The sequence below is a fragment of the Hirschia baltica ATCC 49814 genome, assembly GCF_000023785.1.
Classification (GTDB): domain Bacteria; phylum Pseudomonadota; class Alphaproteobacteria; order Caulobacterales; family Hyphomonadaceae; genus Hirschia; species Hirschia baltica.
The window spans coordinates 1-25,560 of record NC_012983.1 but is presented as its reverse complement, the minus strand read 5'-3'; the positions used below and the strand labels follow the sequence as shown (position 1 = coordinate 25,560).

Below are 25,560 nucleotides of genomic sequence, written 5' to 3'. Positions count from 1 at the left end.
ATATCCAGACATCTATATAGCTAGAGCGCGATACTGCTAGCATTCTAGAAAGCTGGCAAGTTAGCAAAATAGAAACCTATCCATTGTACTTCTTAGGAAAATTGTTGAGGGTTTAAGGAAATGCGCATGCAATTGATAGCAATAGCGAGCCAAAAGGGCGGTGCAGGCAAGACAATGTTGGCACAGAATCTTGCATTTGCGGCTCATGAGTCGGGAAGAAAAGTCGCCATTTTCGACTTAGACCCGCAAATGACGAGCCTGAATCAATTCGATAAGCGCACACAACAGGGCTTAGATGGCGAACCAGCGACCATTGCAGCGACATTAAATCGGCTTCCACAGCTGCTAAGAGCTGCAAAAAATGAGGGAAGGGACCTCATTATTTACGATATGCCGCCAAATATTGGTCAAGAAAGTTTTCTGATCGTCAATGAAGTCGACCTCGTTTTGATCCCAACACAGCCGCAAGCCTATGATCTTGAAGCCATTGAAGCGACAATCGCGATTGCTGCAACAGTGAACACACCTGGCGCTGTGGTTATCAATCGCGTGCCAAAAGAAATGAAAGAACTCGCTGATGATGCGCGTCAGTTTGTCGAAGTAAAATGCTCATACCCAGTGGCTCCAGTTATTATCCATGACCGCGTTCAGTTCATGGAAGCTGCTGCCGCTGGCTCTTCACCATTGCTTGAACATTCTCGCACGCAAGCGGCCAAAGAGATCCGCGATCTCTGGGCATGGGTGAGCCAACGTTTAGAACAAACAAGAGCTATGCGGGGGAATGCAGCATGAGTTTTCTCAAAGGCTTAGAACCAAATATTCGCGGCAAAGAAGCTGGGAATACTGCGCCCACAAATGCATCGCGAGTAGGGGCCAATGCAGCTGCTCAACCTGCTTCAGCAGGTGAACAAGACAACCAAACACCGCTAACCGGATATCAAGCGACGCAAAGACCTGCGCCAGAAATTGATGAAAATACAAGCATGGGACCAAGTGTGTCGCCAGCTGATTTAAAAGCAGCTTTTGATGTCAAACATCCTGAACAACGCGAATATCAAAGCCTTAAAGAGGCTAGAGATGGTATTGCACAAGAATTGGGCCAAGAAAAAGCGACACCTTTTGGTGAATATCAGCGCCGGATCAAAGGTTTTATCGACGAACATGACAATGCGCGCCTGAATATAAAAGGAAAGGGCAAGCAGGTTCAGCTTAATTTCCGCATCAGCGAAACATCACGCCATTTCCTCAAGCTTGTTGCGCTTGAAAACCATGTCGATGTTACGACTTATGTTTTTGGAGCTATTAATGCGCGTCTTCATGCCGAAGGTCGCACACGCTTTGTCAGATAGGCAAAACCTCTAAACCAAATGAAAATTGAACGTTCAATCTTCCAGTCAAGAGATTGGAGGAAGGAGCGTGTCTATTCGCCAAAATCATTCTCCATAGCTTTGGATATTCTTGAACCCTGTTGAAAAAATTTGATTTCATATTCTGTTGTTTTGTTTAAACGAAGTGTGTCTAATCCCCATTCTGGCGAACAGACACATCTCGTTTAAACACTGATAATATTAATTTATTTGGGAATGACACACGTTTTCGCAAAGGCATGTTTGCTTGGCTTAAGCATTCAAATATCCTTTAGGGAAAAATCGTTTTTCCGAGGGGCTGGAGAGCTATTTTAGGCTATTTATGTGCAGGGGCAGCTGAAACGAAAACGGCTCTCACGCAGGCTCACAGCGCCGTTAAAACCAAACTTTCCCTAGATGCAAATTTAACTTAGGTCCAACACAAAATATCGTGAAAGGTAAGTGTTTAATTGGGTCATTTGAAGTTTGATGTGTGTATTGGAAGTTTAGATTGTTTTTTGGATTGTGAGAGGGAAACAGCCACGTTTGGATGGTCGTGGTTTGTCTTTTTCCTAATTATTGACGAAAAGTCTTAATTTTCGAGCAAATTTTAAGTTTGTGAGATGCTGCTAAAATCCTTTAAGTGTTTAAATATGTGTTAGATATAGTGTTAAGGGTCTAAATTCGGCTGTAAGCTCTTGTTTTTACAGCAGGCTATTGGACACGCTGTGTCTGTTCGCCAATTATATGTGTCTAAACCCCACAAAAACGTGTCCGTTCGCCAATTTCTGAATATCATTTACGGGGCGTTGAAATCGTTAATTTCCTAGACCGTGTCTAATCGCCAAAAACTGGGTTTTGCAGGTTTTAAGACCGTGTCTAATCCCCATTTTTTCAAAATACCGTGTCTAATCGCCAGTTTAAGCGTGTCTGTTCGCCAGAATTACATTTTTTGAGTCCTTTTGACGGCCTTTCTCTGTGTTTGGAGGCGGGTAAAGCGTGTCTGTTCCCCAACAAAAAAACTTATCCCACAAGAAAACGTGTCTGATTCCCGAGAATCATGTGGATAGTGATGATTCTATGAAAACAAAGATATCCTACATCACCGATTTTCAAGAATTGCCCGTATTTACAGGGGATTTGGCCCACATACGGCGTTTGTTAAGGATAAATCATTGGACATGCAGCCAATGAACGTGTCTAATTCCCGACACAAGACACACGCTTTTCGATGATTCTGACTGAAAATTTGTAGGATAAGGTTTGCACTTACCCATGGTGAAATCCACAGCGACGCACAAAACGGTAGAAGAAGAGGGCCTTAATGATGAGGCGGACTCTGGCTCAGTTTCTGGTGAAGTGCTGTCGCCGCAAGATCCCGGACCCTTGTTTGACGAAATGTTAGATCCAAACCCAAAACATTCTCCCTTATTGCCTGAGCGCTATCCCATGGGAGATTTGTTCGTGTGTGAGTTGGTCGATATTGTTTTAAAAAGCGATATGGCGAGTTTGGAATATCCATTTTATTCGCTGACTAAAAAGCCAGACCGGAATCCACGTCGTTTTGAACATGATGGTCGCTGGATAGAATTTCGTCCCAGTATCAAAGGCTTGCCGACAATCTATGACAAAGACCTGCTCATATATGCTATTTCCCACATCATGCGCGAAAAGCAGAGATCAGGCAAAACACCTAAAACCATTGTGATAGATCCATATCACTTCTTGTCTTACACAAACCGCCCGACAGGGGGCAGGGATTATGAGGCATTGGTGGATTCCATTGAGCGGCTAGAAGGCACACGTTACCGCACAAATGTGAAAACGGGTGGATTTGAACATGATGAATGGTTTGGTCTGTTTGAACGCGTAAAAATGAAGACACGTCGCACACCAAAGGGTGGTTTGCGGCCTGAACGTCTGGAAGTCACGATTTCAGATTGGACAATGGAAGCTATTCGCGCCGACGAAGTGTTGACACTCCACCGTGATTATTGGCGTTTGCGCCGGCCGATTGAACGCCGCGTTTACGAGATTATCAGAAAGCATTGCGGCCAACAGGATGGTTGGTCGATTGGGGTGGATAAGCTTCACCGCAAATCAGGATCACAAGCCACACGCCGCGAGTTTCGCCGCAAGCTGCACGAGGTGGTCAATGATAACCATCTGCCAGATTATGATGTCTATATCGAAAACGATATTCTCCACGCCACATCGCGTCAGGATTTCCTCGATAGCCATTCCGCTTCCAACAAAATAGCGACGGGTCGCGCCAAGAAAAATGATCTCCAAAGCTCAAGCGAAGAGGGCAGTGGTCAGGAATTAGGCCGCCAGATTGCCAGCCAACTACGCCGTATGCAGATCTCAGCTGATGGCTATGATGCCGCCAAAAAAGAAGCGCCGGGCTGGGATATATATTTCATCGAGGATGAATGGCGCACATGGATTGGCAAACGCGCCCAATCCGCCTTGATCGGGGCTGACCCTGAAAGCGCCATCGACCTCGTCCCGCGCAAACCCGACGCTGCCTTTATCGGATTTTGCAAAAACTGGTTTAAAACCAGAGGTAAACCAGAATAGGGATGTATTGTTCATTCCGGTTCATTTATTTAGCATTACTCGCCATTGCTTCAAGTGGTTTGAGCTTAGCTGAAGATAACCAAAGAGTGCTAAAACTATTTGGCAAAATAGATTCAGCGATGGTTGGTCTACTTGAAGAAATGCCAGAGGATGTGGAGACTGTTCTAATATCGTCTTCTGGGGGACTTCCCAGCAGCGCAGCGGAACTAATCGGCTTGGTTGCAGAAAATGAACTGAACATAGAAATAGGTGAAGTTTGTGTATCGGCTTGTGCTGAATACATTTTACCCTTTGCTCAGGGAGATGGGCGCACTTTGCACCTAAAGAACTCACCATTTATTGGGTTTCATTGGAACGCTCGGATAATACAGGAAACCGTAATTGCTCAAATATCAACAGATATCAGCAATTGTCCTTTTCGTGATGCCCAAGAACTTCGGTCATTGCATCTCAATTCAAATGTAAATCCAGATTTTTGGAAAGAGACACTAAAAAGGCTTGGTCAAAACTATTCCTTAGTACGGCTGGATCAGAATGCCTGTCCGGTCGTTAAGATGCAGTTTGAAAATACTATTTGGCTACCAACGAGTGAAGAATTGAAAAGCTTTTACTGGCTAGAATTTACAGGAAAAGTCTGTGCAGACGATTTTGATACTTGTGCGCAACAAATTGATGATAACTTTCACTCAGGCATCCGGTTTGTTATCGGCGATAAGTTACATGTCTCCAATTAGGTGTATCTCAACGATGGTCCAATTAGATTATTGAGGGAGGTGGCAATTTAAGACTGGTACTCGCAGACGAACAATAATAAGCAGTTTTCATGACCAACCCGACACCAACTGACGAACTTCTTCTCGGTACAGCGCCAGACCCTGATTTGCCCGTGCTCGCAATGGATTTGGATGGCACGCTCATCTACACAGACACCACAGCCGAGCTGTTTAAATTGTGCGCGAAATACAAGCCATATTTATTGCCGGTTGCGGGCTATAAAATGCTCACCAATAGGCCACACGCCAAACGTTGGCTTGTGCGTCAGGTGGGGGATTATTTTGACCCGCGCAAATTAGTGACTGAACCCAAAGCTATTCGGTTAATGCAGGATCATAAGAAAAAGGGCGGGCAGGTGTGGCTCGTGTCTGGCTCTGATCAGCTCATGGTAGATGAAATGGCTGCAGAATTAGCCACCTATATTGGCAAGTTTGATCGCATAAAAGGCACAGAAGGTCCTGAGAGCGCTAGCGTCAAAGACGCAATCAACCTGACCTCACAGAACAAAGCGAATTTCCTGACAGAAAACTGTCCGCAGGGTTTTTATTATGCTGGAAACAGCACCCAGGATTACGCTGTCTGGAAAGCCGCACTCAAAGGCTATGGATTTAACGCTCCGGCACAATCTTACAGCCTGACCCGAGAAGATGGTTCAAAAGTCGAGGTGCAGGAAATAGTGCCACGCAAATAGGGGGTATCGTGAAGAAATCGGATCTCCCAACAAAGATTTGTCCTGTTTGCAAACGCCCATTCAATTGGCGCAAAAAATGGGAGAAAGTCTGGAATGATGTGGTTTATTGTTCAGAAAAATGCCGAAGAAACAAACAGGCATAAAAAGTATGAAAATAGCTTTTAAACAATTGTTTTTATATGCCATTTCTACGAAAAACTAAAACTTGAAACATCAAGACTTATTCATAGGCACTGTCATTTCAGACGTGCGTATATTCTGCATCTGTTCGCTCACAATCTGGGCTACTTTGTGAGCAGATTCTAGTGTGAGGTGATTGTCATCAAATAGAAGAGGTTTATCGCTGTCGCAATTGTTGCGCTCACACAATGCATCTACAAGTGATATATAAGATGCCGCGTGAGAATCTGTTTTATTCAATGCGCTCATCATTTCATCGAATGCATAAATATCCTGATTGATGAAAGCAGTCATATTGGTTTTGCCTACCAATTTAGAACGAGCCATCAGAAGGGGTAGGTTGGTGGTATATTCCAACGTTGGCCCCAAAATGATCACCTTGCTAGCACCTGCTTCATTCAGTTTTTCGATAAGATTGTGTAATTTTGTTTCATATGAAGCGTCTGGCGTAGCGCCCCATGCAGTCCAGCGTGCAGAGACAACCACAACAGGTTTTTCCAATTCTGGAATATAGTCTGTGAGGGCTTTTTGAAATAAATCCGTACATCTTGCTTCACCCTTTAGTGGCCATAAGGGAAGGCAACCCGATGCTTGCAGCGGCAGCACTTCATAGTCCGTCAGTGCGTCTTGAAGCGGACCTGTCAAATGCGCACTATGACTATCTCCTAAAAAAATAAGCGGTTGTTTATTGCTCTGTGCTGAAAGGCAAGCATCAACATTATAGCCTTTGCCTCCTGCCGCTGTCGCAGTCGTGATAAAGCAATCTTTACCCCGAGGGGTGAATTGATAGCGATTTTCATCTGTACTGGAATAATTGATAGTCAGTTCAGTGAGCGCATGAATCTCCGGATCAAATTTACGCCAGCGACCTTCAATGCTCAAAATAGATACAGAGATACACACAGTTGCGATGAGGCCGATTGTCGTCACAGAGAGTGTTTGAAATGACGAAACAGCGCGCAGTTTTCGGAAAGGCTGTTCCCAAAATTTCCAAGATAGATACGCAATCACAATAGATAGGCATGTCAGAAGTAGACTATCTGTTAGGCTCAAATGGGTTTTAAGAAAAACGATCTTGTAGAAAATCAGCAAAGGCCAATGCCACAGATATAAGGAATATGAGATTTTACCGATAAAGACGAAAGGCTTTTGGCTTAAGACTAAACCTGTCCACGATTGCAATCCTGCTAAAATGATGAGAGCTGTACCCGCAACGGCATAAATCGCATTCAACCCGGGAAATACATCATCCTTATCAAGCATGAAGATGGAGTAAGCCAGAAGACCAGCCCCCAGAATACCAGCATAATTTTTCAATTTATCAGGCATGCTTTTATCAAAACCATATAAAGCTATTAAAGATCCGACACCCAATTCCCAAAAGCGAGAGGGCAGGAGATAGAAAGCAGCTTCAGATGATTTTGTGAGTAGCCATTGGCTCAGCCCGAAGGAAAAAATCACGCCTAAAGCGATGATATGGGCGCGGTATTTTGCCAATGGTTTTATAAAGCATATCAACCATAAGATAATTGGCGTCACAAAATAAAATTGTTCTTCAACAGCCAATGACCATGTGTGAAGAAGCGGGTTAGATTCGGCCAATACCGAGAAATAACTATAGGCTTTAAAGAAATAGATATTGCTGCCAAAGAGTGACGTCGCAATTGTTGTGCGTCCCAATTCTTCTACTTCGGCAGGCAGCATAAACATCCATGCTGCGATGAATGTTGCCACAACCACAAGCGCGAGGGGCGGCAAAATTCTAAGGGCGCGCCTGCGATAAAAATTGGCGAATGTGAAAGTCTTCTTGTCGATTTCTGCAGTGATGATGGATGTGATCAGAAAGCCGGAAATCACAAAGAAAATATCGACGCCGGTAAAACCACCTGAAAAAGTCGTCATTCCGAAATGATAAAATAGAACTGGTAGAACAGCTATGGTGCGCAGCCCATCAATTTCCGGTCTATATTTCATATCTAAATCTACTCATCCCACGTCAATCAAGTATGCAAATTCTCTTGAGATCTGAGGATGCAATATTGACGCCAATTCCAATGCTTTGGAAAAACCGCCTTAGCCCAACAAATTTTGCCAGAAAGGGGGCGGTAATTCGCCTTCAACAGCTTGTGTCGCGATAAAGCGAAGCGTGGAGAGGGCGCAGTCCATAATTTCTGGGGAAGAAAAAGCTTCCTGATAAACAACATAGGCCGGAAATGAGAAAGTCGGTGCACCCTGAATTTGAAATAAAACGCCTTCATCTAAATGCGTTTGCACAATGCGTTTGGGAAAATAACTCGCGCCTTTATTCCGAATGACCAGATTAACCCCGATAGCACCCAGATTAATTGTCAGTCCTGGATTATGCAGATCGGGGAAAGTGGCAGCATGGGTTGTGCGAAAGGCTTCGCCCCAATCATTATAGATATAATTATCGCGCAGCGGCGTCTCTAAATCAGTGGTCACCAGAATGAGATCATCTTCAAGCAATTGCTCGACATACATGCCGGGGCGTTGCTCTGGCCGATAGACAACAGCTAGATCCATTGTGCCTTCGCTCATTTCTTGGATTAGCCGCTGAGGCATACCAATCTCGCACTTGATTGCAACATTTGGCATTTGCGCTTGAAACTGGGGCACCCATTGCACCAATAAGCGGTTCCACAAACTATATTGCCCGCCAATGATAATCGTGTCGTCATAGCCTTCTGGCACAGCCACATGGTGTTTAGCTTCTTCCCAAACGCGCACCATGGATCGCGCAAACCGATAAAACTGCTGACCGGCTGGGGTGAGGGTGCATCCACCTTTAGATCGATAAAAGAGGGCTTTGCCCAATTGCTCTTCAAGGGATTTGATGCGTGCACTGACTGTCGATTGAGTGACGTTTACGCGTTTTGATGCTTCTATGAAATTACCGCATTCTACGATTGCGAGAAAAGTCTGAGCTTGAACTACATCCATCATATATCGCTTTTTTCGATACAAACTGCCAAATATATTCGTTTGTCCGATTTAATGGGATGCGGTACATGATGTAAATGGAAAAGATAAAAAAGAAGAGGAATACAATCATGTTTACACCAAATATGAGATCAGCGTTGATCGCTCTTATTGCAGCGACAGCTTTTGGCGCAACAGGCTGTATGACAACTCAAAAAAGTTTTGGAGACGAAGTCAGCGACGTTGCGAAAGAGTGGAAAGCTGGCGAGAAAAAAGTCAATTCAGGTGAAGAGCTCATTAAAGACGGGAATAAGCTCGTCAAAAAAGGGAACACCCAAATCAAAGATGGCGAGGCTGAAGAGCGTAAAGCCCAGCGAGCTTTTGATGATGCGACAGCTCAATATGATGCAGCCGTGTTAGGCATGGGTGCTGCGACAAGCCCTGAACAAGCCGAGTCTGAAGCAGAGCGTATTAAATCACTCGATAAAGATGTGAAGAAAACAAAATCTGCACTTCAAGACGCGAAAGATAAACAGAAAAAAGGTAAGAAAAACCTGTCTAATGGTGAAGCCAAAATCAAAAAGGGTGAGGCACTATTAAAAAAAGGCGAAGCCCAAATGAAACAGGTTAAAGAGGAATATAAAAACCTTACACCATAGTGACTTACATCGTTTCACCATGCACTTGGAGCGCCGTGAAAAGCGCTCCATTTTTTATAGGTTCGCACTATTTTAGAAGAAAGTGAAAATTTGTCGGCAATCCATGCAACCAACAGGTAAGGGACGCGTTGTGTTTATGTCTGAGCAAGACACCCCCAGAGGCTGAGCGGCTATTTAGTTAATGCCCCCTCGACTAAATATGACCCTCAGCTTGCATCGGTGCAGGCAGCTTTGTGTATTTTTGGGCACAAGGCTGCCTGTTTGCTGCACAGCCATTTTTACTTCCTCCTTCTTTATGAATATTCCCGCCTTTGCGGATTTATATCTGCTTTGAACAGGGTATAGAATCCTGATTACGGCAGAGGTGATTGTGTCAAATTACAAAGCCGTTTTGGGTTGGCACTCTTATTGCCTTTACCAATGAAAAAGTTTCGATAGGGGACAGTTTTGACGAAACTACAATACAGACCAGAACTTGATGGACTTCGTGCCTTAGCTGTCGTTCCAGTCATACTTTACCATGCCGGTTTACAGTCGCTGTCAGGTGGTTTTTTGGGTGTGGATGTCTTCTTTGTCATAAGTGGGTATTTGATCACCAACATTCTCTATTCAGAAATGTCCTTGGGAAAATTCACGTTTCTAGGATTTTACGAAAGACGAGCACGCCGTATTCTCCCAACATTATTTTTGGTGTGTTTGGCGTGTATTCCTGCTGCTTATTTTTTATTGATGCCTTCAGATTTATATGAATTTGCGGGAAGCCTTGTCTCAGTCAATTTATTTGCTTCCAACTTTTTCTTCTGGAGCCAAACAGATTATTTCGCGTCCAGTTCTGATTTAAAGCCATTGTTGCACACGTGGAGTTTGGCAGTTGAAGAGCAATTCTACATCTTCTTCCCATTTCTCCTATTAGCTATGAGAAAACTGCCACGTAAAACCGTGCTTTACGTTATCCTCGCTTTATCCCTAGGAAGCTTCTTGTTTAGCGTGATCGGAAGCCGACGCTTTTTTGACGCCAATTTCTTTTTATTGCCAAGCCGCGCTTGGGAATTGGGGGCAGGAGCTGCCATTGCTTTGGCATTGGGTGGACGCATTCTATCGCCGTCACGTCTGACACAAATAGGCAGTTGGACAGGTATTATAATGGTGGTGGGAAGTTATATCTTCCTAGACAAAACCATGCTCATGCCTGGGTTGTTTTCATTATTTCCAGTGCTTGGAACCGTTTTAATTATTTGCTGTACAGGCCATACAGGAACGCTTTCTACACGCTTAATGACTTTAAAACCAATGATTTGGATCGGGCTCATTAGCTATAGTGCTTATCTTTGGCACCAACCAATATTTGCTTTCGCCCGTCATATGAGCTTGTTCGAACTTTCTCTTACAAACATGATATTTGTCATTGGTCTGACTTTGGTATTGGCTTGGCTGACAACCAAATATGTCGAAGCGCCGTTTAGAAATAGAAAGACATTCAACTTCACAAAAATAGTACAAGTTTCGTCGGCATTGTGCGTCTTGATCATTGCGATTGGGATTGTTGAGTATTCAAGCCACGGTATGCCGGATCGTAAGCATGGTTTGGCAGCTAATATTGAGCAGGCTTTTCAAAAAACCGAAGGTTTATCGCCCAATTGCCACATGTCTCCTCTTCCGCGTGATTGTATAAAAGCAGGGTCAGCAGATCGTAAGACAATCGCCGTTTGGGGAGATTCTTTTGCGATGCACCTTGTTGATGGTGTGATTGCATCCGAACCCGATGTGAATTTGTATCAGCTAACAATGCATTCTTGTCCGCCAATTCGCGATGCCACGCCTTTTAATCCGTGGGGCAATGGACAAAAAGGAGCAAATTGGACGCAGCAATGCCAATCGTTCAACAATCAAGCGTCTCAATTTATAGCCGATAATCCTGACATTGATACCGTAGTGCTTTCTTCGCAATTTGCTCAGATTGTGAGAGCTGAATATTTTGTGTCCAATGACAATCAACACATCACAACTTCGGTTGAAACGGTCGAGCCTAAGATTTTAGATACAATTGCATGGCTTAAAAAGGCCGGCAAAGAAGTCGTCATTATCGGACCAATGCCAAATAGCGATCACAATATTGGTCGATGTCTGGCAAAGAGCCAATGGTTTGGCTTATCTGGCAAAGAAAATTGTCTCTTACACACAAATGAGCTTGCAAAAGGCGAATTACAGATTGAAGGTCTGCTGACAGACTTGGCCATGCATCATCGTGTGCTTTCACTCAAGAATGAGCTTTGCCATGATGGTGTTTGCGATGTTATGGTAGCAAACACACCCCTATATTATGATGGCGGACACCTCACAACTGAGGGCTCAAGAGCACTCGGAAAAGCGCTTCATTTTTATGATTTTATTTTAAATGATGCGCGGGAGAAAAGAGCAGGTTAGTGCTAGTTTGTGCGCAGTTCCTAGATTCTTAGGTGATTTTTAATTGCTTATGCGCGTGACTTCACTCCCATAATCAGCAGCCATAATAGTAATCCGATTTCGCCTATCATTGCAGCAATAGCCACAAATGGCTCAATCTGAGGCTGAAGCTGCGCGTAGTTTGGCAATAAAACCATAGCCAGCGTGTCGCAAATATAGGCGATGCCCGCGATTGATAAAAATGCACCTAAAGCTTTGGGTAATAGGCCTGATTTCCAAATCAGATAGCTGATAAGTAAGAGATGTATCCCAAAAAATAGCAATGAAATCATAAAGCCATCAAGATGGGCTTCTGCATATTGCAGGATCATATCGTTTTGATAGTCGCTCGGCATTGCACGCAATCCGCCTTCTGCAATGTTGAGGATAGAGGCGAGATTTAAAACCGCTGCGCCATGTATAAACACATAAGCAAGACGCATCCAGGCTGCCAGCATGGAGAGGGGCTTATTTGTATTGGCAAACAGATGAAACAGCATCCATGTCATCAATATATCAAGTGCGAGGATAGCCAGATAAGCAGTGATTCCCAATCTAAGCAGGGACATATTTCCCCTAATATTGTCAGCAGTTTGTGCTGCATTTCCGGGTACAATAAGTGATTGAGATACGAGAAAATAAGCCGATCCACCAATGAGGGCGATAAATAAATATACGAGGCCAGTAAGGTGAGCAAAAGTCGGAGTAGCACGATCATGAGATGTCATTTTCATTTTCCAAAAGCTTTGTGTTTTCCAGCTCCTTTAATGATTTGAACCGGTGATGGCCGTTAGATACTCTATCAAATTTGTATAATATATTGCTGAAATTATGAATTTAGGTATACATATATGTATGGATTGGCGATCAATAAAATTCGACTGGAATAAAGCACGCGCTTTTCTCGTGACGGCAGAAGAGGGTTCATTATCGGCCGCTGCAAGAGCGCTTGATATGAACCAACCCACGCTTAGTCGTCAGGTGTCTTCCTTTGAAGAAGAATTAGGCGTCAGTCTGTTTGAGCGTGTTGGCAAAGGCCTTGAACTCACCCCGCATGGTCTTCAACTTGTGGATCATGTGCGCGCAATGGGCGAGGCGGCCGTGCAGTTTTCTTTAACCGCGACAGGCCAGATTGATCAGATTGAGGGCGTCGTCGCAATCAGCGCTTCTGATGCTGTCTCAACCTATATTCTACCTGATATGATGGTTGATATCAGGCGCGCAGAGCCGGGCGTCATTTTGGAAATTGTTGCCACCAATACATTGAGCGATTTAAGGCGACGCGAAGCTGATATTGCTGTGCGCCATGCCCAACCAATCGAGCCAGATTTGATTGGGCGCAAAGTGCGCTGTGTCAATTGTTGGTTATATGCGACGCCAGACTATTTAGCCTCAATTGGTGCACCGGCATCACTTGCAGATTTGAACAATGCTGATTTCATCGGTTTTGGCGATAATACCCAATTATTACAGGGCTTAAATGCAATAGGTATTCCGGCATCGCCTGATAGTTTCAAACTCTCTTGTGAGAATGGAACAGTAAGTTGGGAACTGGTTAGAAAAGGACTGGGCATCGGTATTATTACGGAAGATATTGCGCTCAATTTTCCAGAGCTCATTCGTGTGCCCGTGCCACAAACACCGATACCAGTTAGTTATTGGTTAGTTGCCCACAAAGAATTGCGCACCAATCGCCGCATAAGATTTGTTTTTGACAGATTGGTTGAAGCTTTCGCGAAATATCCTCAACCCTAGAAAAGCCAGAATCTCTTCTTATCTCTATGTCAGTGCATAAACGCATTTAAAGATAGATGAGGATCATGGGAAACAATCACATTCGCACTTTTATGCTTATTGCAGGGCTAACAGCCTTGTTTATGGGTATTGGTTTTATGCTTGGCGGGCAGGTGGGTATGATTATCGCACTTGTGCTTGCGGGCGCGGGTAATTTCATCAGTTATTGGAATGCTGATAAGATTGTTTTATCCATGTATAAGGCAAAAGAAGTGGACGAACATGACCGCGATCCACTGATTGCTGGTTATGCCAAAGATGTGAAAGATATGGCGCGCAATGCAGGCATGCCAATCCCGCGTATCACCATTATTGAAAATCACCAGCCAAATGCCTTTGCCACAGGCCGAAACCCAGAAAATGCTGCCGTTGCAGCAACAACAGGTTTGCTACAAATGCTCAACCGACGTGAAGTGCGCGGTGTGATGGGGCATGAGCTCGCTCATGTGAAAAATCGTGACACGCTGACAATGACCATTACCGCGACAATTGCTGGTGCGATTTCGGCATTGGCAAACTTTGCAATGTTTTTTGGCGGCAACCGCGAAAGAACAGGCGGTCTGATTGGCACAATCGCGATTATGTTTTTAGCGCCTATGGCCGCCAGTTTGGTGCAAATGGCAATTAGCCGTGGACGCGAATATGAAGCAGATAAGGGCGGCGCTGAAATCTCTGGTGACCCAGAAGCCTTGGCGAGTGCTTTACAAAAAATTGAGCAGATCGCTCATGGTACAAGTCGCGCTGCGATGAATGAGCAAGCCGAACGCAATCCGGCCACGGCGCATATGTTTATCATCAACCCATTAAATGGCAGGGGCGGTGACAAGCTGTTTTCAACACATCCGGCAACGCACAACAGAATTGCCGCACTGATGAAGCTGAAAGTCGATACAAAGTCGACACCAAACGCGCAGCCAGAGCACAGAAAACGCACAAAAGCTGACGTTAAATTGCCCGCTTTTGCCCAACCGATTGATAAAAAAAGCGATAGCAATGACCCGTGGAAATAAGATTTAGTGCTTCTTTGAAAAGCAGCTAACCAGATGGTCAAACACGGCCCTGATACGTGGATCGTGTTTGAAATTTTCATGCGTCACGACCCAAACGCTCATATCCGCAACGATAAAATCAGGCAATATTCGTACAAGATTTGGGTCTTTATTACCGGCTGGAATTTGCGCCACTGCAATGCCCAGCCCCGCACGCGCTGCGGATAAGTGAGCGGGATGATTATCACACTTTAACACGATGTTTGCATCGCTAAAATGTGGACTGATTGACTGGGCAATCGCAATATCAGTCCTGTTTCTATCTGGTCCGATCAGATTATGCATTTCAAAATCAGAGAGATTTTGCGGTATGTCACGTTTTGCCAGATATTTTTTACTGGCGAAAAAACCAAGCTGAATCGGGGGAAGTTGCTTGGCTATAAGGGCATCTTGATGGGGAGCTATCGTGCGGATAGCAATATCAACTTCTTGGTCCAATAGATTGGCTGGCTTATTGCTCAATTCCAATTCTATTTGAATAGCAGGATGGACTTCATTGAGCGAAGTGAGGAAATTAGGCACGACCTCGATACCCATAAAATCAGGTACGCTTAGTCTAACTCTTCCTGAAATTTCTCCTTTTTTAACAGTAGATTGGCGAACGAATAAATCTGATGCAAGCGCCATTTTCTTAGCTGCGTCATGCAAGTTTCTTGCTTTTGGGGTGGGGGTGAGGCCATTGACCGAACGCGTAAATAGCACACATCCCAAAGCATGTTCTAGTATTTCTAAACGTTTGCGCACTGTAGGCTGGGATAAGCCAAGCTTTCTTGCTGCAGCAGATAAACTGCCTTCTTCCAGCACGGCCAGAAAGATGCGTTGATCATCCCATGATATTTGATTGCTCATAAAATAATGACTAGCTGATGAAAATAATTAGTCAATTTATTTGCAGCGATTTTTCATCCAGATTTCGGTCATTCTTGTGATGGAGATTTAAAATGCAAAATGGAAAAATAGCGTGTGTATTGGGCGCAACAGGCGGTGTTGGCGGAGCAATCACAGAGGCTCTGCTCGCACGTGGGTGGCGGATAAATGCGTTAGTGCGTGATGTTAAAAAAGCTCAGAAAATTTTTGCAGAAGACGTAAACTGGGTGCAGGGCGATGCGATGATCCGACATGATGTAATTAAAGCAGCTACAAATGCGTCTGTCATTATTCATGCGCTTAATCCACCTGGATATAGCAATTGGTCCAAACTGGTTTTACCTATGATCGACAATACAATTTTCGCAGCCGAGCAGATTGGTGCGCGAATTGTTTTACCGGGGACAATTTACAATTATGATCCCGTAAATACGCGTTTAGTTAATGCTGAAACGCCTCAAAATGCGAAAAGCCGTAAAGGCAAAATCAGGGTGGAATTAGAAAAGCGATTAGAAAGGGCATCTGCAAATTCACCTGTTTTAATCTTGAGAGCAGGGGATTTTTATGGCTCTGATTTACGTTCTAGCTGGTTTTCGCAGGCTATGATCAAAGCGGGTAAACCTGTAACAAAGATAACCATGACTGCACGCGGTGCAGGTCACTCTTGGGCCTATCTACCTGATCTTGCTGAATGTTTTTCACGCTTGATTGAAATACCAGAAAAATTGAAGGACTTTGAAGTTTTGCAATTTGAAGGTCTTTATGAGCAAACCGGCCATGAAATGGCGGATTCAATAGAGCGCATACTTGGCCGTAAAATAAAGCGTGCGACGTTTCCATGGTGGGCGATGCAATTGCTTGCGCCTTTGGGCGGTTTCCCAAGAGAAGCAGCCGAGATTGCACCATATTGGAAATACCCGATGAAGCTGGATAATACACGCCTTATCCAGCTGTTGGGTGAAGAAATTCACACTCCATTAGATGCAACCATCTATTCTAGTTTGATAGATATGAAATGTTTGAGCTCGTGAAGAGATTACTCAGATAGACAAGCAATCTCATCCCAGATACACAAAAGTGATAGGGGCTAGCTATGTCGTGCATCAGAGCCTTTTTCAAATTGTGTAAAGTCATTGAAAAGCTGGGAGAAGATGAAATGCAAGAGCAAGTGATATCTCCTTTTTTCTCGGTGATCATCGTCAATTTTAATGGCGGTGATTATCTACAAGGCGCAGTCGATTCTTTAAAACGTCAAAACTTTCAAGACTTTGAGCTATTTGTTATCGACAATGACTCTTCCGATACCTCTATGGAAACATTAGACGTTACTGGTTTAGATCGCGTCCATCTCATGCCCGAAGCTGAAAATCACGGCTTTGCCAAAGGCAATAATTTAGCCGCTAAATTAGCAAATGGAGAGTGGCTTGTTATGCTCAATCCTGATGCTGTGGCAGATGAAAGCTGGTTGGAAAAAATTGCGGGCGGGATAGATAAATTTCCAGCCATCAAAATGTTTGCCAGCGCACAATATAGTTTAGATGAACCTGGCATTATGGATGGTGCAGGAGATAATTATCACGTCTTTGGAATACCTTGGCGGGGAGGGTTTGGGCGTTCAGTTTCAGAAATGCCAAATACGGGAGAATGCTTCAGCCCTTGTGGAGCTGGTGCCGTATTTCATCGCCAGACTTTTCTCGATATTGGTGGATTTGATGAAAGCTTCTTTTGTTATTGTGAAGATGTGGATTTGGCATTTCGCTTGCGACTAAATGGTGAAAGATGCATCTTTTTGCATGATGCAATGATCCACCATGCGGGCAGTGCGTTATCCGACAAAGTGGGCGATTTTGCTCTCTTTCATGGCACTCGCAATCGGGTCTGGGTTTTCCTGCAAAACATGCCGCCCATTGCGCTTTTTCTTTTTATGCCAATGCATATAATTGCAAACCTTTACATCTTCGCGAGACGCGGGTTTGAAATGACTTTTATACGGGCCATATCTGCCAGTTTCAAAGACTATAAAAGCGTGATGAAGCGACGCAAAATCGTTCAAGCGAGTCGCAAATTGGGAAGTTTGCAGATCATAAGCATGATGACATGGAACCCACGCTTATTGTCCAATCGGCTAACAGATGTTCGAGAGTATACCCACAAATAATCGATACGCATTAAACAGTAAGTCGTGACTGATGTATGATCAATATCGTTCGATTTTCGTAATATAGGCAATTGCGGTTGACGCGTTTACAGTTGAAAGCTAACGCTTTGGCTGTTAATTTTGTATGGTAAACAGTCGAATTAAGGGGGCCCTATGAAGGGGATTATATTAGCCGGAGGAACGGGCTCCCGTTTATTTCCAGTCACAATGGGTGTCTCAAAACAGCTTGTCCCAGTTTACGACAAGCCAATGATCTATTATCCGCTAAGTGTCTTGATGCTGGCGGGTATTAAAGATGTTCTGATCATTACCACACCGATTGATATGCCAGCTTTTCAGCGCTTGCTCGGTGACGGATCCCGCTTCGGTATTAATATAGAATTTGAAATTCAAGATGCCCCAAATGGTCTGGCTGAAGCATTCATCATTGGAGAAAAATTCCTTAATAATGAACCTGCTGCATTGATCCTTGGCGACAATATTTTCTACGGTGCAAATTTGAAAAATATTTGTACTCAAGCAGCTCAACGCAAAGAGGGTGCGACTGTATTTGCTTATAAAGTCGCTGACCCAGAACGCTATGGTGTCGTTGAATTTGATGAAACAAACACAGCGCTTTCAATTGAAGAAAAACCTAAAAAAGCTAAATCAAACTGGGCTGTAACAGGACTTTATTTTTACGATAAGCAAGTTGTTGATATCGCTAAAGCTGTTGAGCCATCACCGCGCGGTGAATTAGAGATCACAGATGTTAATCTGGCTTATCTCAAACAGGGCAATCTGAAAGTAGAGCAATTTGGTCGCGGTTATGCTTGGCTCGACACAGGAACACATGACAGTTTGCACGAAGCATCTTCATTTGTGCGGACAATTGAGCACCGTCAGGGAATCAAGATTGCCTGCCCAGAGGAAATAGGGTTCGACCTTGGCTATTTATCAGCCGATCAGCTGGTTGCAGCGGCGCAACCTCTTAAGAAAACCGAATATGGTCAGTATTTGATCCGCTTGGCGCAGGATAAAGGTTAATTTCATGGAAGTTCGTGATTTAGGTCTGGATGGTGTGAAAGAAATTACACCAGCCCGTTTTGGCGATGCGCGTGGATTTTTCAGTGAAACCTATAGCGAACAACGCTTTAGTGATGCTGGTCTGCCGACAGGGTGGGTGCAGGATAATCATTCGCTGTCAGCTGAGGCATTTGTATTGCGGGGGTTACACTTCCAGACAGATCCGTTCGCTCAGGATAAATTAGTGCGTGTTTTGAAGGGCGAAATCTTCGACGTTGCTGTGGATATCCGTAAAAATTCGCCCGATTATGGAAAATGGGTTGGCATTACTTTGACGGCCGAAAAGGGAAATCAAATCCTTGTTCCTAAAGGCTTTGCGCATGGTTTTCTAACACTGACACCCAATGTTGAAGTGGCCTATAAAGTCACCTCTGGATATGCGCCCGAAAATGACCGGGGGATTATCTGGAATGATCCTGCGATTGGCATTGATTGGCCTCTAAACGGGCATGAACCACAGCTTTCAGGCAAAGATGCGGTCGCGCCATTATTGGCTGATGTTGACAATAATTTTGAATATAAACAAGGCTAAGGCAAGCAATGAAAATACTTGTAACTGGTGGTGCAGGCTTTATTGGGTCAGCAGTGTGTCGACACCTTATCAAGGATAAAGGCGTTTCTGTCGTCAATCTGGACAAGCTCACATATGCTGCAAATCTTGAGTCTCTAAAAGAGATACAGGATAATCCAAATTATGCCTTTGAACAGGTCGATATTTGCGACCGCGAAGCTGTCTTAGCTGTCTTGAAAAAGCACTCGGTTGATGCGATTATGCACCTTGCTGCTGAAAGCCATGTGGATCGCTCGATAGATGGTCCGTCTGCTTTTATGGAAACAAACATCATTGGGACATACTCAATGCTGGAAGCCGCGCGGCATTATTGGAAAGACACTCTAAATAGTTCTGATAAATTCCGTTTCCATCACATCTCAACGGATGAAGTTTTTGGTGATTTACCTTTTGATGACAGCTTGTTTACTGAAACAACACCTTATGCGCCTTCGTCTCCGTATTCAGCTTCTAAAGCATCATCAGATCATTTAGTTCGCGCTTGGGAGCGTACATATGGGCTGCCTGTTGTGATGACGAATTGTTCCAACAATTATGGACCGTTTCACTTCCCAGAAAAGCTGATTCCATTGGTGACTTTGAATGCACTGGAAGGCAAAACGCTACCTGTGTATGGCAAGGGTGATAATGTGCGTGATTGGCTCTATGTGGAAGATCATGCAGTAGCGCTTGCAACAGTCCTCGAGAAGGGAAAATTGGGGGAGAGCTATAATATTGGCGGCAATTGTGAGCGCACAAATCTTGGTGTTGTTGAGAGCATTTGCGACATTCTTGATGAACGTGGCCGAATAGATAAACCGCGACGTGAATTGATTGAATTTGTGACTGACCGTCCTGGCCATGACATGCGATACGCGATTGATGCCAGCAAGATTAAAAATGATCTTGGTTGGGAACCAAGTGTCACATTTGAAGAAGGTTTAACCAAAACAATAGACTGGTATCTAGCCAATGAGTGGTGGTGGAAACCAATTCGTGAAGGTCGTTATTCTGGTCAGAGATTAGGCAAATAATTGTCACAAATCAGAGCGACGTCTGACCAGTAAATGAGCATAGAAATAGTATAATTAGTCTGATTGAAGTTATATTCGAGTTTTAGGGCTGGTATTGCATGTGTTTCTTTGCAATTAGCTTTTGCGACACACAGGTCTAAATTGGTGAAGAGGCTTTGTATCTTTTGAGACGTAGAAATAGAAGTATAAAAAAGCCGATAGTTGCCGTTTTGCTAGATGCCCATTTAAAAGGATATCCGACTGCTTGCGGTTATATTAGGCTTATATTGCCTCTGACTCAAAGTGCAGTGCTAAACGAATTTGATGTTCGTTTCGTTTCTTTGGACGCTCTAAGTGAACTCAAACCAGATATTGTTATTGTGCAAAGATTGGCAATATCTACTCAAGAAGATGTTTCTTATCTGATATCATTTTGTCGTAAGTCGAATACACCAATGGTGTATGAATTGGATGATGATATTACGTCATTGGACAGCGAACACTCTGAGTATGATCATTATAAAAAAATGAGCGTCTTTGTGCGTGCTTTATGTGAAGCAGCGGATGAGGTATGGGTTTCAACAAATGAGCTGTTAACACGGTTACAGGCATTGAACCCGAACATTTTGAAAATCGCGAACGAATTAGATGACCGCATTTGGAAAAGTTCAAATACATCCATTGAAGAACTAACTGATGCTGAAGAAACAGCCCCATTATTGAATGTTTTATATATGGGTTCAGCCACTCATGGCGGTGATTTTTTCTCTCTTTTATATCCATCCTTCGAGAAACTTCGTAGTGAATATGGAAACCGGGTAGAGTTAAGTTTGATTGGTGTCTTGCCGGACGAGGATCTCGTTGATGGGATTAATTCAATTGAAATACCTTATGGAGTGGGGAGTTCTTATCCTGCTTTTGTAAGCTGGCTTCAAGGCTTGAAGGGCTACAATGTTGGTGTCGCTCCACTTGTTAGCAACACATTCAATCAATCCAAAAGTCATATCAAATGGCTTGAATATTCGGGGATGGGCCTCGTCACTCTCGCAAGTAATTGTGGAGAATACGGGGAATCAATCGAAACGGGTGTAACTGGAATTCTTTGCGAGAATAATGAGCTAGGAATTTATAAGGCGCTATGTGGCTTCTTAGAAAAGCCTGAGCAACTCTCAAAGCTTCAGACTTCAACCCAAGGCTTTTTGGAAAACCATCTAAACAATCTTGATGGACATTCAAAAAGACTTTTGCAGATGCAGAAGCTCCTAAAAGAGAATAGTAATTCCAGGCATTCAGAAGAGAATTTGTATTCGCAGTATTCTGATAGATGGAAAGCGAATTAGTTTGTGCCGTTTGAAGAAACTGGTTCTAGTTTAAAAATACCTTTGAATATAGTTGTGTAGCTTGAATAGGAATTTCTCATGAGTTCGGACAATGCAGGGATGCCAATTGAGGCAACGAAATTTACTGGTATGAAACCACTGCATTTGCAGCGACCCGACGGTTGGATAGGGCACATTCCCTTTAGCTTTTGGTTGGTGGAAAACTTAAAACCAAAAAGAATTGTTGAACTTGGTACGCATACGGGAAATTCCTTCTTCTCTTTTTGTCAGATCGTTGAGAAGCTCGAACTTGAAACCGAATGTATTGCTGTGGACACCTGGCAGGGTGATGAGCATGCAGGTGAATATAGTGATGTAATTTACAATAGTGTGAATGAACATGCGCAGAAAAAATATCCGAATATAGCAAGCTTAATGCGCAGCCTTTTTAATGAAGCTGTTGGCTCCTTTGATGATGGTTCTATTGATTTGCTTCATATTGACGGGCTGCATACTTATGATGCCGTCAAAGATGATTATGAGACGTGGATTGATAAACTTGCACCAAATGGAGTGGTGATTTTTCATGATACAGCAGTGCGCGATCGCGGCTTTGGTGTTTACCAACTTTGGAATGAATTAAAACAAAAGCATGGTGGATTTGAATTTATCCACTCGAACGGATTGGGTGTGCTAGCGCCTAAGGGCATTTCAAACCTACAAATAGAATGTCTCATCAAGAGCGGTGAAAACTTTAAGCAGACACAAGAAATACGCTCGCATTTTGAATCGCATGCATCGACAATTGTGGGGCAATACGAAAAGAAGTTTTTCGCTGAATTGATGGCAGAAAAAACAGAGCAACAAACTCTGTTACAACAGCATTATAATGCACTTGGTGGGCAGCTAGAGGCGGCACAGCAGGAACGAGACCAGGTACAAACTAGACTTGAAGAAGCAAACTCTCAGGAGAAATTGCTACAGGAAAATTACAGCGCTCTAAATGGCCAACTTGAAACGGCGAAACAAGAACGCGATCGCTTGCAGGTTTTACTTAACGAATCCATGGATCAACAGGGCTTGCTCCAAAAACATTATGATTCATTAAGCAAAGAATTAGAGGCCACTCAAAAAAATCGAGCTAAACTTGAACAGGATCAAGCTAATCTAGAGGGTGATCGTCTAGAACTTGAGCAGGAGCGAGATAAATTAGAGCATGATTGCAAGGCTTTGGAAAAGAAAGTTGAGCTTGTCACATTGCGTTCGCAAGCCCAACAGACAGAGTGTGATGCGCTTCAAGAAAGAATTCTGATAAGCGAAGTTGCACTAATTGAGCAGCGTAACCGCGAAGAGCGCACAAGTGCCAATTGGGAAGAAGATAAAATACGCCTAGCTCAGCTTGAAGATGAATTCATTCAAGTAACTCGCAGACTTCAAGGGGGAATCAAATCTCGGATGATTCATATAATCAGAGATATCAAAACGTTTGGTGTTGATGTTGTTAGAAAAGTACTTGGTAAGAATTCTCGTATTCGGAATACACTTCTTATCACCAAACAAGCTATTCTCATTCGTCGTTCAGGACTATTTGATTCAACTTACTATCGTGAGCAACTTCCAGATCATCAGAAATCAGAGATGGACCTTATCGGGCATTATATCTCAAGCGGTGATCAATCGGGTTTAAAGCCAAATAAATTCTTCGACCCTGTATTTTATCGTCAAACATACCATGATCTTAGAGATCTCCCCATAACAACGTTGGAACATTACATCTCCAATGGGTCTCATGAGGGGAGGGCTACATCCTCAGAATTTGATAGTGGTTTCTATCGTAAGCTACATGAGGATATAGCTGCTATTGGAATTGATCCATTAAAGCACTTTCTACAAAATGGACAGTTTGAAGGTCGTAAGGCTGTAGCTGATAAGTTGAGCATGGAATCTGAAGGGGCTTCGTTTTTTCCTTTGGTTGGTCGTCACAATTTTGAACAAAGTCTATTTGAGTTGGGCGCGCCGGGTTCTAATGTTGATGATATTCTTCCAAAAACATCGATTTTAAACAACGAACCATTATCTGCGAAAGTGGATGTCATTATTCCTGTTTATGGCGGCGAAACGGAAACCAAAACATGTATTGAATCAACGATTAAATACATGTCTGATAATAAGTCATTTGGTAAATTATACCTCGTTGATGATTGCGGCCCTGAACCAGCTTTAAGAGCAGCATTGCCTGATTATGCAAAAACAAACGAAAATATTGTGCTGCTGGTCAATGATGAAAATCTTGGTTTCGTCAAAAGCGTAAACAAAGCCATGAAAGCCAGTGACCGCGATGTGGTTCTATTGAACGCTGACACCGAAGTGCATGGTAATTGGCTAGATAGAATGACGCGCCAAGCATTGTCACACTCAAATGTGGCAACAGTGACAGCGTTTTCAAACAACGCAACAATCTGTACATATCCAGCAATTGGAGGCGCGCCGGAGCTACCTAATGGGTATAGTCTTGCCCAATTGGATGATGCTTGTTCGCAAGCCAATGAATTAAGAGCCGTTGAAATGCCGACTGGCGTTGGGTTTTGCATGTTTATCAGTCGGGCCAGTTTATCCGAAATTGGGTATTTCGATGAAGAATACGGCAAGGGGTATGGGGAAGAGAATGACTATTGCCAGAAAGCTTTGGCAAATGGATGGAAAAACATTCTTGCTGGGGATGTATTTGTTTTCCATCATGGAAGTGTAAGTTTTGGAGAAAGTGCTGCTGCTGAACAATTGGTGGGCGGTGAAATATTGCGCAACAGATATCCAGATTACGAGCCTTCTGTTTCTCGGTGGATTGAGTGTGATCCTGCATTGCCTTTACGGTTCAGTGTGTCTGCCAAGCTTATCCAGCAAAGTAATAAACCTAGATTGATGCATGTTTTGCACCCTTGGGGCGGGGGAACAGAGAAACAAGTTGCTGAACTGATTGAAAACACATCTGCCGAAGCGCTTCACATGGTGATGATCACACAGGAACTACCCGATGGTTTCATGTTTGCATTCTTATTGCCAGAGGGTGAACAATGGCGACGTTTTGAATTCAAGGCGCAAAAACTCAGCGAAACGATACCTATCTTAGACGCTTTAGGAGTAGATAAGGTTCACTTCCACCACGCACTAGTTGTTATGGATGAAATGGATGATTTCCTTGCCGTCTATGACGGTGAATATGACTTATCTATACATGATTACTCATTGGTTTGTCCGCGCAATAACCTCATTAACTCGGAAGGAAGCTATTGTGGTGAACCGGATGAATTTGGGTGTCTTAAATGCTTACGCGAAAAACCAGACCCTCGCAGCAAAGATATCATAATGTGGCGTCAGAAGGGACGTAATATCTTAAATAACGCTGCTAGAATTGTGTGTCCGACAATAGATGTCGCGAGTCGGATTCAAAAGTATTCTTCAAATGAAAACATCGTCGCTGTTCCCCATGAAAAGGAGTTATACCACCCTAAAAGGGAGGTCACACTTTCAAAGCTTGGGCCTGCTGACACGCTGAAAATAGTGTCCATCGGTATCATGGCCCAGCATAAGGGTGGTGGTTTTCTTCTTGATTGCATTGAACAAAGCGTACTGCAAAAAACCAATATTGAATGGGAGATTATTGGGGAATTCCCGAATGAGTTTGATAAACGCGTATCTGCTTTATCTGGCGTATTGAAGGTGACTGGCAGATATGCAGCGGAGGAATTACCTGAGCTGATATCTACTGCAAATCCTCATCTAGTCTTTTTTCCTCAACACTGCGCCGAGACATATTCTTATACGTTGAGCGAAGCCTTCTCTGCTGGTTTGCCTATTTTGGCTCCACAATTGGGCGCATTCTCGGAGCGGGTTAGCGGTGTATCTGCATGCTGGCTTTATGATTCCGAGAAAAGTGCAATTGAAGTCGTCCAACAGATTATCGAATTAAAGAATTTGGTGTTTCAAACAGGTGATTTAGATAGTGTGCCGGATGCAACATTTGATACACCTAAAGATGTCAAACTTTTGGAAGACTTCTATGAAAAGGAATACATAGACGCTTAGCATCTATTAGCGGCCAATTTATCCCACAGTGAAATAACTGGTCTATATTT

General features: G+C 43.6%; 21 protein-coding genes. 17 read left to right on the top strand and 4 right to left on the bottom strand.

Going from position 1 to position 25,560, the window contains the following annotated elements:
- Positions 1 to 126: 126 nt before the first annotated feature.
- The 6 genes from HBAL_RS15970 (at position 127) to HBAL_RS16660 (ending at position 5,534) form a co-directional block, all read left to right on the top strand.
- Positions 127 to 792 (top strand): ParA family protein, encoded by a 666-nt coding sequence (locus tag HBAL_RS15970; RefSeq protein WP_149037554.1) that lies wholly within the window; start codon positions 127 to 129, stop codon positions 790 to 792.
- Entirely contained in the window at positions 789 to 1,349 is a 561-nt protein-coding gene (locus tag HBAL_RS15965; RefSeq protein WP_012778228.1) for a hypothetical protein, read from the top strand. Before HBAL_RS15970 ends, HBAL_RS15965 begins: the two co-directional genes overlap by 4 nt.
- Before the next feature lie 1,272 nt (positions 1,350 to 2,621).
- Complete coding sequence (locus HBAL_RS15960; RefSeq protein ID WP_012778227.1) at positions 2,622 to 3,926, top strand: replication initiator protein A; 1,305 nt, start codon at positions 2,622 to 2,624, stop codon at positions 3,924 to 3,926.
- A gap of 86 nt (positions 3,927 to 4,012) precedes the next feature.
- Complete coding sequence (locus tag HBAL_RS15955; RefSeq protein WP_233356786.1) at positions 4,013 to 4,660, top strand: hypothetical protein; 648 nt, start codon at positions 4,013 to 4,015, stop codon at positions 4,658 to 4,660.
- 89 nt (positions 4,661 to 4,749) lie between these two features.
- A complete protein-coding gene (locus tag HBAL_RS15950) occupies positions 4,750 to 5,391 on the top strand; it encodes a haloacid dehalogenase-like hydrolase (RefSeq protein WP_012778225.1) in 642 nt (213 codons plus the stop codon).
- Between the two features lie 8 nt (positions 5,392 to 5,399).
- On the top strand, positions 5,400 to 5,534 hold the full coding sequence (locus HBAL_RS16660) for a DUF2256 domain-containing protein (protein ID WP_012778224.1): 135 nt from the start codon (positions 5,400 to 5,402) through the stop codon (positions 5,532 to 5,534).
- 70 nt (positions 5,535 to 5,604) lie between these two features.
- Here the strand turns inward: HBAL_RS16660 and HBAL_RS15945 are convergent, their stop codons facing one another.
- Positions 5,605 to 7,545, bottom strand: a complete 1,941-nt coding sequence (locus HBAL_RS15945) for an acyltransferase family protein (RefSeq protein WP_012778223.1) — start codon at positions 7,543 to 7,545, stop codon at positions 5,605 to 5,607.
- A 99-nt stretch (positions 7,546 to 7,644) separates the two neighbouring features.
- Positions 7,645 to 8,535 carry a LysR family transcriptional regulator gene (locus HBAL_RS15940; RefSeq protein WP_012778222.1) on the bottom strand — a complete coding sequence of 297 codons (891 nt, stop codon included), beginning with the start codon at positions 8,533 to 8,535 and terminating at the stop codon, positions 7,645 to 7,647.
- Between the two features lie 107 nt (positions 8,536 to 8,642).
- Between HBAL_RS15940 and HBAL_RS15935 the strand changes: the two genes are divergently transcribed.
- Positions 8,643 to 9,170 (top strand): hypothetical protein, encoded by a 528-nt coding sequence (locus HBAL_RS15935; RefSeq protein ID WP_012778221.1) that lies wholly within the window; start codon positions 8,643 to 8,645, stop codon positions 9,168 to 9,170.
- A 447-nt stretch (positions 9,171 to 9,617) separates the two neighbouring features.
- On the top strand, positions 9,618 to 11,594 hold the full coding sequence (locus HBAL_RS16515; RefSeq protein ID WP_012778220.1) for an acyltransferase family protein: 1,977 nt from the start codon (positions 9,618 to 9,620) through the stop codon (positions 11,592 to 11,594).
- Positions 11,595 to 11,641: 47 nt separating this feature from the next.
- Here HBAL_RS16515 and HBAL_RS15925 read toward each other — a convergent pair whose 3' ends face one another.
- Complete coding sequence (locus tag HBAL_RS15925) at positions 11,642 to 12,340, bottom strand: DUF4386 domain-containing protein (RefSeq protein WP_012778219.1); 699 nt, start codon at positions 12,338 to 12,340, stop codon at positions 11,642 to 11,644.
- Positions 12,341 to 12,467: 127 nt separating this feature from the next.
- Here HBAL_RS15925 and HBAL_RS15920 point away from each other — a divergent pair, with 127 nt between their 5' ends.
- Both HBAL_RS15920 and htpX read left to right on the top strand, forming a co-directional pair.
- The gene (locus HBAL_RS15920) at positions 12,468 to 13,367 is read left to right on the top strand and encodes a LysR family transcriptional regulator (RefSeq protein WP_012778218.1); all 900 of its coding nucleotides are present in this window, start codon (positions 12,468 to 12,470) and stop codon (positions 13,365 to 13,367) included.
- Between the two features lie 56 nt (positions 13,368 to 13,423).
- Positions 13,424 to 14,416: a zinc metalloprotease HtpX gene (gene htpX / locus HBAL_RS15915; RefSeq protein ID WP_012778217.1), complete on the top strand. Its 993-nt coding sequence runs from the start codon at positions 13,424 to 13,426 to the stop codon at positions 14,414 to 14,416.
- A gap of 3 nt (positions 14,417 to 14,419) precedes the next feature.
- On the opposite strand, the gene HBAL_RS15910 is transcribed toward htpX, so the two are convergent.
- Complete coding sequence (locus HBAL_RS15910) at positions 14,420 to 15,304, bottom strand: LysR family transcriptional regulator (RefSeq protein ID WP_012778216.1); 885 nt, start codon at positions 15,302 to 15,304, stop codon at positions 14,420 to 14,422.
- A 92-nt stretch (positions 15,305 to 15,396) separates the two neighbouring features.
- Between HBAL_RS15910 and HBAL_RS15905 the strand changes: the two genes are divergently transcribed.
- From HBAL_RS15905 to HBAL_RS15875, 7 genes are all read left to right on the top strand, one after another.
- Positions 15,397 to 16,353, top strand: coding sequence for an NAD(P)H-binding protein (locus tag HBAL_RS15905; RefSeq protein WP_012778215.1), 957 nt, complete (start codon positions 15,397 to 15,399; stop codon positions 16,351 to 16,353).
- A gap of 62 nt (positions 16,354 to 16,415) precedes the next feature.
- Complete coding sequence (locus HBAL_RS15900) at positions 16,416 to 17,480, top strand: glycosyltransferase family 2 protein (protein ID WP_012778214.1); 1,065 nt, start codon at positions 16,416 to 16,418, stop codon at positions 17,478 to 17,480.
- A 153-nt stretch (positions 17,481 to 17,633) separates the two neighbouring features.
- Positions 17,634 to 18,506 carry a glucose-1-phosphate thymidylyltransferase RfbA gene (rfbA, locus tag HBAL_RS15895; RefSeq protein WP_012778213.1) on the top strand — a complete coding sequence of 291 codons (873 nt, stop codon included), beginning with the start codon at positions 17,634 to 17,636 and terminating at the stop codon, positions 18,504 to 18,506.
- A 4-nt stretch (positions 18,507 to 18,510) separates the two neighbouring features.
- Positions 18,511 to 19,077 carry a dTDP-4-dehydrorhamnose 3,5-epimerase gene (rfbC, locus tag HBAL_RS15890; RefSeq protein ID WP_012778212.1) on the top strand — a complete coding sequence of 189 codons (567 nt, stop codon included), beginning with the start codon at positions 18,511 to 18,513 and terminating at the stop codon, positions 19,075 to 19,077.
- Between the two features lie 8 nt (positions 19,078 to 19,085).
- Positions 19,086 to 20,129, top strand: a complete 1,044-nt coding sequence (gene rfbB, locus HBAL_RS15885; RefSeq protein ID WP_012778211.1) for a dTDP-glucose 4,6-dehydratase — start codon at positions 19,086 to 19,088, stop codon at positions 20,127 to 20,129.
- A gap of 266 nt (positions 20,130 to 20,395) precedes the next feature.
- The gene (locus HBAL_RS15880; RefSeq protein WP_149037551.1) at positions 20,396 to 21,448 is read left to right on the top strand and encodes a glycosyltransferase family protein; all 1,053 of its coding nucleotides are present in this window, start codon (positions 20,396 to 20,398) and stop codon (positions 21,446 to 21,448) included.
- Positions 21,449 to 21,526: 78 nt separating this feature from the next.
- Positions 21,527 to 25,510: a class I SAM-dependent methyltransferase gene (locus tag HBAL_RS15875; RefSeq protein ID WP_012778209.1), complete on the top strand. Its 3,984-nt coding sequence runs from the start codon at positions 21,527 to 21,529 to the stop codon at positions 25,508 to 25,510.
- Positions 25,511 to 25,560: the final 50 nt, after the last annotated feature.

Bases quoted from the DNA above. Each gene is read 5' to 3' on its own strand.
- HBAL_RS15970 (WP_149037554.1), top strand. From the start codon at position 127: ATGCAATTGATAGCAATAGCGAGCCAAAAGGGCGGTGCAGGCAAGACA.
- HBAL_RS15965 (WP_012778228.1), top strand. From the start codon at position 789: ATGAGTTTTCTCAAAGGCTTAGAACCAAATATTCGCGGCAAAGAAGCT.
- HBAL_RS15960 (WP_012778227.1), top strand. From the start codon at position 2,622: ATGGTGAAATCCACAGCGACGCACAAAACGGTAGAAGAAGAGGGCCTT.
- HBAL_RS15950 (WP_012778225.1), top strand. From the start codon at position 4,750: ATGACCAACCCGACACCAACTGACGAACTTCTTCTCGGTACAGCGCCA.
- HBAL_RS15945 (WP_012778223.1), bottom strand. From the start codon at position 7,545: ATGAAATATAGACCGGAAATTGATGGGCTGCGCACCATAGCTGTTCTA.
- HBAL_RS15940 (WP_012778222.1), bottom strand. From the start codon at position 8,535: ATGATGGATGTAGTTCAAGCTCAGACTTTTCTCGCAATCGTAGAATGC.
- HBAL_RS15935 (WP_012778221.1), top strand. From the start codon at position 8,643: ATGTTTACACCAAATATGAGATCAGCGTTGATCGCTCTTATTGCAGCG.
- HBAL_RS15925 (WP_012778219.1), bottom strand. From the start codon at position 12,340: ATGACATCTCATGATCGTGCTACTCCGACTTTTGCTCACCTTACTGGC.
- HBAL_RS15920 (WP_012778218.1), top strand. From the start codon at position 12,468: ATGGATTGGCGATCAATAAAATTCGACTGGAATAAAGCACGCGCTTTT.
- htpX (WP_012778217.1), top strand. From the start codon at position 13,424: ATGAGGATCATGGGAAACAATCACATTCGCACTTTTATGCTTATTGCA.
- HBAL_RS15910 (WP_012778216.1), bottom strand. From the start codon at position 15,304: ATGAGCAATCAAATATCATGGGATGATCAACGCATCTTTCTGGCCGTG.
- HBAL_RS15905 (WP_012778215.1), top strand. From the start codon at position 15,397: ATGCAAAATGGAAAAATAGCGTGTGTATTGGGCGCAACAGGCGGTGTT.
- HBAL_RS15900 (WP_012778214.1), top strand. From the start codon at position 16,416: ATGTCGTGCATCAGAGCCTTTTTCAAATTGTGTAAAGTCATTGAAAAG.
- rfbA (WP_012778213.1), top strand. From the start codon at position 17,634: ATGAAGGGGATTATATTAGCCGGAGGAACGGGCTCCCGTTTATTTCCA.
- rfbC (WP_012778212.1), top strand. From the start codon at position 18,511: ATGGAAGTTCGTGATTTAGGTCTGGATGGTGTGAAAGAAATTACACCA.
- rfbB (WP_012778211.1), top strand. From the start codon at position 19,086: ATGAAAATACTTGTAACTGGTGGTGCAGGCTTTATTGGGTCAGCAGTG.
- HBAL_RS15875 (WP_012778209.1), top strand. From the start codon at position 21,527: ATGAGTTCGGACAATGCAGGGATGCCAATTGAGGCAACGAAATTTACT.